The 7,823-nt window shown below is 55.3% G+C and carries 1 protein-coding gene; it reads left to right on the top strand.

Annotated elements, in window-relative coordinates; translation table 11 throughout:
* The first annotated feature begins 81 nt into the window (after positions 1-81).
* Positions 82-7,737 (top strand): amino acid adenylation domain-containing protein, encoded by a 7,656-nt coding sequence (locus AC50YG_RS25390; protein ID WP_494830845.1) that lies wholly within the window; start codon positions 82-84, stop codon positions 7,735-7,737.
* Positions 7,738-7,823: the final 86 nt, after the last annotated feature.

Here is a 7,823-nt window from a genome sequence, read left to right on the forward strand (position 1 = left end):
TTGCGTAGCACAACGTCGGACGTCTGGCTAGGCTGCGCGTACCTCGGAGGTTCAATCAAGAATTTATCAAGGGGAGAAACGATGAAAAACAACAATGTTCCATTATTTCCATTAACGCAACCCCAGGAGCGGATTTGGTATACCGAATTGCTATATCCAAATCGAACCACCTCGACGATCATTGCGATAGTGAAAATAACAGGCCGCATCGATGTGAATGCTTTGAAGCAAGCCATAAACAAAGTCATTGAGCAAAGCGACTCTTTTCGTATCCGATTGAAGACGGAGAATGGAGTTCCTTATCAATACGTTCGGGATTATGAGGAGAAGGATTTCGAATGTATTGATTTGAGCAAGGAGCAGGCGGAGCAAAGGATGCTTGAGCTTCGGTCGATTCCGCTTGAGCTGCTGGAATCCGAGCTGCACCGGTTCGTTGTAGTACGGATTGGGGACGAGGAGACGTGGATCAATTTTAAGATGCATCACATCGTATCCGATGGCATCTCCATGAATTTGGCCACAAACGAAATCATGCAGCATTATTCAAATATCATAAGGGGCAACAGCTCTCCTTGTAAGTACAGCTCTTATATCGATTTTATTCAGGTCGAGCACGACTACGAGCAATCCGAGCGCTATCAGAAGGACAAGGACTATTGGCTCGCAAAATTCGGCACTATGCCCGAAGCCATTAGTTTGAAGTCATACAATCCGCTAACGATGGGCACGGACGCAAGAGTCGAGAGATGGATGCTTGACGAGGAACTGCATCATGGCGTAAAAGCCTTTTGCGAGGAGCATCAGATCAGTATCTTTACCTTCTTTCTGAGCGCTTTATATATTTACATGCATAAGGTAACGAGCGAGCAGGATGTGGCAATTGGCACATTGTATGCGAACCGGACGACAAGGAAAGAAAAAGAAACGGTCGGTATGTTCGTCAGTACGGTCGCAACGAGGATGCTGGTGGAGCCTGAGCAGGAATTGCTTTCGTTTCTAAAAAATGTCGCCAAAGAACAAGCCTCCATTCTGCGTCATCAGCGTTATCCGTACAATAAGATCGTTCAGGACTTGCGAGAGGTTCACCGCAATCAGGATGTCCAGCGGTTGTTTGGCGTGTCGATACAATACCGACCAGTGAGCTTCTTTCGCATGGATGAGGCAGTTATATATGGGAATCAAGATTACACCGAGGATTCGGTTAACGACTTTGATATTCATGTGCTGGATTTTGCAGATGATGGAGAGCTCTTTGTTGATCTGTATTACCGCACGCAGCTATTTGGCGAGCATGAAGCGAAGGCGATCATTCAACAATTCAACTGTGTCTTGGAGCATATGATTCGCAGCCCATATCAGAAAATCTCCGAGCTTTCGCTTATTAGCGAAGAGGAGCAGCGCAGGCTGATCACTGCCTTCAACGATACGGATGCGGATTACCCGAGAGAGAAGACGATTCACGAGTTGTTCGAGGAGCAGGCGGAGCGGCATCCGAATGCGGTCGCGGTCGAGTACGAGGACGAGCGTCTGACGTACCGCGAGCTGCATGAGCGGTCGAACCGTCTGGCGCGTACCCTGCGCAGCCAAGGCGTAGGGGCGGATCAGCTGGTGGGCATTATGGCTGAACGCTCTCCTTCCATGGTGATCGGGATTCTCGCGATTCTGAAGGCGGGTGGGGCGTATGTGCCGATCGATCCGGAGTATCCGGAGGAGCGCATCCGCTACATGCTGGACGATTCGGGAGTCGGTGTGCTGCTGCTGCAAGCGCATTTGCGGGACAAAGCGACCTTTGCCGGCGTCTGCCTGCTTCTGGATGATGAGCAGACCTACGCAGCGGACAGCGCGAGTCTGGCCTCGGTTAACCAGCCGAACGATCTGGCCTATGTGATCTATACCTCGGGAACGACGGGCAAGCCGAAAGGCACCTTGATCGCGCACAAGAACGTTGTCCGGCTGCTGTTCAACAGCAAGAACCGGTTCGACTTCGGCGCATCCGATACGTGGACGTTGTTCCACTCGTTCTGCTTCGACTTCTCGGTGTGGGAAATGTACGGGGCGCTGCTGTATGGAGGCAAGCTGGTGATTGTGCCGCCGATGACGGCGAAACAGCCGGCACAGTTCCTGCAGCTGCTGAAGGAGCGAGGGGTCACGATCCTGAACCAGACGCCGACGTATTTCTACCAGCTGCTTCGCGAAGCGCTGGCGGAGAGCGGGCAGACGCTGAGCCTTCGAAAGGTCATCTTCGGAGGAGAGGCGCTGGCGCCGCAGCAGCTGAAGGACTGGAGGAAGCGTTACCCGGCAACGCAGTTGATCAATATGTACGGGATCACCGAAACGACGGTACACGTGACCTACAAGGAAATCACGGAGGTGGAAATCGCCGAGGGGAGAAGCAATATCGGAAGACCGATCCCGACGCTGAAGGTGTACGTGCTGGATGGCAACCGCCGATGCGTGCCAGCGGGAGTGGCAGGGGAGATGTATGTGGCCGGAGAAGGTCTGGCGCGCGGGTACTTGAACCGCCCAGAGCTGACGGCGGAGAAGTTCGTGGACGATCCGTTTACGCCAGGAGAGCGAATGTACCGCTCGGGGGATTTGGCGAGATGGCTGCCGGATGGCAACATCGAATACATGGGACGGATCGACCATCAAGTGAAGATACGCGGTTACCGGATCGAGCTTGGGGAAGTGGAAGCGCAGCTGTTGAAGGTAGAGTCGGTGCAGGAAGTAATCGTGATGGCGCGCGAGGATGAAAGCGGGGAGAAGCAGCTGTGCGCGTACGTGGTAGCGGACAAACTGCTGACGGTGAGCGAGCTAAGAGGAAGGCTGTCGCAGGAGATGCCGGGGTACATGATTCCGTCGTACTTCGTGCAGCTGGAGAAGATGCCGCTGACGGCGAATGGGAAGACGGACCGCAAGGCACTGCCCGCGCCGGAGGGAAGCGTGAATACCGGTGCGGAATACATCGCGCCCCGTACACCGCTGGAAGAGCAGCTCGTGCGAATTTGGCAAGAGGTGCTTGGAGCTGAAAGGATCGGAGTGAGGGACAATTTCTTCGATCTTGGGGGGCATTCCCTGCGTGCGACTGCGTTGGCAAGCAAGCTCTACAAAGAGATGAACGTCAATCTGTCGCTACGGGACGTATTCCGGCTCCCGACCATTGAGGAAATGGCTCGGGCGATGGGCGGGATGGAAGAGAAGATGTATGCCTCCATACCGCTCACCGAAGAAAAGGAGTATTACCCGGTATCTTCAGCGCAGAAGCGGCTTTATATTCTGCAACAGTTGGAAGGAGCAGAGCAAAGCTACAACATGCCGGGGATTATGAGGCTTGACGGCATACTTGACCGGAAACGGCTTGAAGAAGCTTTCCGGCTTTTAATCGCGCGTCATGAGACGCTGCGAACCGGCTTTGTGCTGGTGGATGGAGAGCCTGTGCAGCGGATATTCCCGCAGGCGGATTTGATATTGGAGCATCGGCAAGTAAGTGATGAAGAAGCGCAGGAGGCGATGCGACATTTTGCCCGAGCGTTCGATCTGGGACAGCCGCCATTATTACGTGCAGGTCTGTTGGAGTTGTCTAAAGAGAGCCAACTCTTGCTGCTGGATATGCATCATATTATCTCCGACGGCGTGTCCGTGGATATCCTAGTGGAGGAGCTTGTCCGCTTATACGGCGGCGAGGAGCTTCCTGAGCTGCGGATACAGTACAAGGATTACGCGGTATGGCAGCAATCCGAAGCGCAGTGCGAGCGTTTGAACAAGCAGGGAGCCTACTGGCTGAGCCAGTTTAGCGGAGAACTGCCGGTGCTAGAGCTGCCGACAGATTATGCGCGTCCAGCCGTGCAGCGATACGATGGCGATACGCTGCAGTTCCGTATGGATGCCGAGAAGAGCGAGGGTTTGAAGCGAATTGCGGCGGAAAACGGCGCGACGCTGTACATGGTATTGCTTGCGGCGTATACGATCCTGCTGCAAAAGTACACGGGCCAGGAAGATATGATCGTCGGCACGCCAATCGCGGGAAGAACACACGGCGATCTGCAGCCCTTGATCGGGATGTTCGTCAATACACTGGCGCTGCGCAACTGCCCAGTCGGAGAGAAAACATTCCTGTCGTATCTGGAGGAAGTCAAGGAAACGACCTTGGGTGCCTACGAGCACCAGGATTATCCGTTCGAAGAACTGGTGGAAAAATTGCAGCTGACTCGCGATTTGAGCCGCAATCCGCTCTTTGACACCATGTTTTCGCTGCAAAGCTTGGAAAATAGAGCCTACAATCTCGATGGCCTTCAACTGGCCTTGTATCCGAATGCGCATTTGGTGTCGAAATTTGACTTGAGCCTTGACGTCATGGAGGGCAGCGACGGTTTGGAGTGCGCCCTCGAATACGCAACCGCGTTGTACAAACCAGAAACGGTAGAGCGGTTGGCGAAGCACTACGAGCAAGTGGTCGCCGCGATTGTGAACGATCCGGGCGCGAAAATCGCGTCGTTAGGCATGCTGACGGCGGAGGAGCAGGAGCAGATTCAGCGGGTATTCAATCCAGAGACCGCGTCGCCGCTGCTGGAGAAAACCTTCCATCACCGGTTTGAGGAGCAAGCGGAGCGGAGCCCGGAGGCGACGGCGGTGGTATACGAGGAGAAGAGGCTGACCTACCGCGAGCTGAACGAGCGTTCGAACGTTCTGGCGCGCAGCCTGCGAGCCCAAGGGGTGAAGCTGGATCAGCTGGTCGGCATTCTGGCCGATCGGTCGGTGGACATGCTGGTCGGGGTTCTGGCGGTATGGAAGGCAGGAGGCGCCTATGTGCCGCTCGATCCAGATTACCCGTCCGACCGGATCCGTTTTATGCTGGAGGACAGCGGAGCGGAAGTGCTGTTGACACAGACGCATCTAGAGGAGCGCACGCGGGAGTGGCTGGCGGAAGAGCAGACGACGCTGCAGACCGTGCTGTGCTTGGACGACGAGGCGCTGTATAGCGAAGGCGCGTCGAACGACCCGAACCGGATGAATCTGGTGCACGTCAACAAGCCGAGCGATCTGGCCTATGTCATCTATACGTCAGGGACGACCGGACGGCCGAAGGGCGTCATGATCGAGCACCGCAGTCTGGTGAATACGGCGGATGGCTATCGCCGGGAGTACCGCCTGAACGAGTTCCCAGTTCGGCTGCTGCAATTAGCGAGCTTCTCCTTCGACGTGTTCGTGGGGGATATCGCGCGGACGCTGTACAACGGCGGAACGATGGTCATTTGTCCGAAGGACGACCGGATCGACCCTACCCGGCTGTACGGCTGGATACGGGAATGCGAGATTACGGTCTTCGAATCGACGCCGGCGCTGATCGTGCCGTTCATGGCGTATATCGCCGAGCAGGAGCTGGATCTTCCCTCGATGCGGCTGCTGATTACGAGCTCGGACAGCTGCAGCGTGGGGGATTACCGCGAGCTGCAGGAGAGATACGGCGGGCAGATCCGCATCATAAACGCCTACGGAGTAACGGAAGCGGCGATCGATTCGAGCTACTACGAGGAGCCAGTGGAGAAGCTACCGGAGACAGGGAACGTGCCGATAGGCAAGGCGTGGCTGAACGCACGGTTTGCGATCGTCGATGCGCATCTGAATCCGGTGCCGGTGGGCGTGCTGGGCGAGTTGTGTATCGGAGGAGCGGGCGTGGCCCGAGGCTACTGGAATCGACCGGAGCTGACGGCGGAGAAGTTTGTGCCGAGCCCGTTTGAAGCAAGGGAGCGTCTATACCGGACGGGTGATCTGGCGCGCTGGATGCCGGACGGGAACGTGGACTTTATCGGACGGATCGACCATCAGGCGAAAATCCGGGGATACCGGATCGAGATCGGGGAGATCGAGTCGCAGCTGCTGAAAGCGGAAGGCATAGGGGAAGCGGTCGTGGTGGTGCGAGAGGACGCAGGAGGGGAGAAAGCCCTGTGCGCGTACTACACGGCGGCGGATGAGCGAAAGGCAAGCGAGCTGAGAGCAGCGTTGTCGCAGGAGCTGCCGGGGTACATGATCCCGTCATACTTTGTGCAGTTGGAGAGGCTGCCGCTCACGGCGAACGGCAAAATCGACCGCAAGGCGCTGCCGGCGCCGGAAGGCGGTCAGAGTGGCGTGGAGCATGTCGCGCCACGGACAGCGCTGGAGGCGAAGCTGGTAGGCATCTGGCAGGAGGTACTCGGGGCTGAGCAGGTCGGCGTTCGAGACAACTTCTTTGATCTCGGGGGCCACTCCTTGCGGGCGACCACGCTGGTCAGCAAGATCCACAAGGAGCTAAACGTGGATCTGCCGCTGCGGGACGTGTTCCGCTACGCTACGGTCGAGGAAATGGCCGGAGCCATCAACCGGATGGAGCAAGCGGAGCACGTCTCCATTCCTACGGCTGAAGAAAGCGATTATTACCCGATGTCTTCGGCGCAGAAACGGCTGTATATTCTGCAGCAGACGGAGGGAGCGGAACTAAGCTATAACATGTCGGGAGCGCTGCTCCTTTTGGGGCCGCTCGACCGGGCGCGTTTCGAAGCGTCGTTCCGCGCTCTGATTGCGCGTCATGAGACGCTGCGCACCGGGTTTGAGCTGGTAGACGGCGAGCCGGTACAGCGGATATATCCGCAGGTGGATTTTGCGGTGGAGTATAGGCAGGCAACAGAAGAGGAAGCCGAGGAAATTTCACGACAATTTGTCCGCACCTTTGATCTGGAGCAGCCTCCTCTGCTGAGGGTAGGGCTGATTCAAATAGAAAAAGAACGCCACATTCTGTTGTTTGATATGCACCATATCATTTCCGATGGCATTTCCATCAACATTGTGGTAGATGAATTTGTTCGTTTGTACAGCGAGGAGACGTTGCCCCCTCTGCGAATTCAATATAAGGATTATGCCGTGTGGCAACAGTCCGTAGCTCAGCGCGAACGAATGAAACGCCAGGAGGCTTACTGGACGAATGTTTTGAGCGGCAAACTGCCACGCTTGGAACTGCCGACCGATTTCGCCAGACCGGCCATTCGCAGCTTTGAGGGAGCTGTGCTGAGCATCGTCATCGACAAACAGAGAAGCGAAGGATTGCAGCGAATTACCGAGGAAACCGGGTCAACCCTATACATGGTGCTGTTGGCGGCTTATACGGTTTTGCTTCATAAATACTCCGGTCAGGAAGACATCATCGTGGGCGCGCCGATTGCGGGAAGAACGCATACAGACGTAGAGCCGCTGATCGGAATGTTCGTCAATACGCTCGCTATCCGCAGTTATCCGGCGGGAGAGAAGAAGTTCCTGTCCTATTTGGAGGAAATGAAGGAGACGACCCTTCAAGCTTATGAGCACCAGGATTACCCGTTCGAGGAGCTTTTGGAAAAAGTGCAGGTTGCCTGGGAATTAAGCCGCAATCCGTTGTTTGACACCGTCTTTGTGCTGCAGAACACCGAAGACCGAAGTATTGGCGAGATCAGAGAGATGACCGTAGAACCGTTCATGCAGTATCAAACGATCGCCAGATTCGATCTGACCCTGGAACTGAAGGTAGAGAAGGATGGCACGATTAGCGGTCAATTCGAATATTGTACGAAATTGTTTACCCCGAACATGATTCGTCATTTTGCCGAGGATTTATTAACGATTATCAGCCAGATTTGTGAACAACCTTACGTCCTGTTGAACACGATTTCGCTTACACGTAGTGCGGAGCAAGAGCAGCTCCTTGAAGAATTCATTGATTTTGCCTTTTAATCTTCGTTCGCTGCAAGTGTGCGTGATGGCCGAAACGCCACAGCGCACACTTACGGCGAATGTAAACATGGTACAACCAGACTTTT

It is taken from the genome of Paenibacillus sp. J31R34 (assembly GCF_059383715.1).

Excerpts from the sequence above, each read along its gene's own strand:
- AC50YG_RS25390 (WP_494830845.1), top strand. The coding sequence starts at position 82 with ATGAAAAACAACAATGTTCCATTATTTCCATTAACGCAACCCCAGGAG.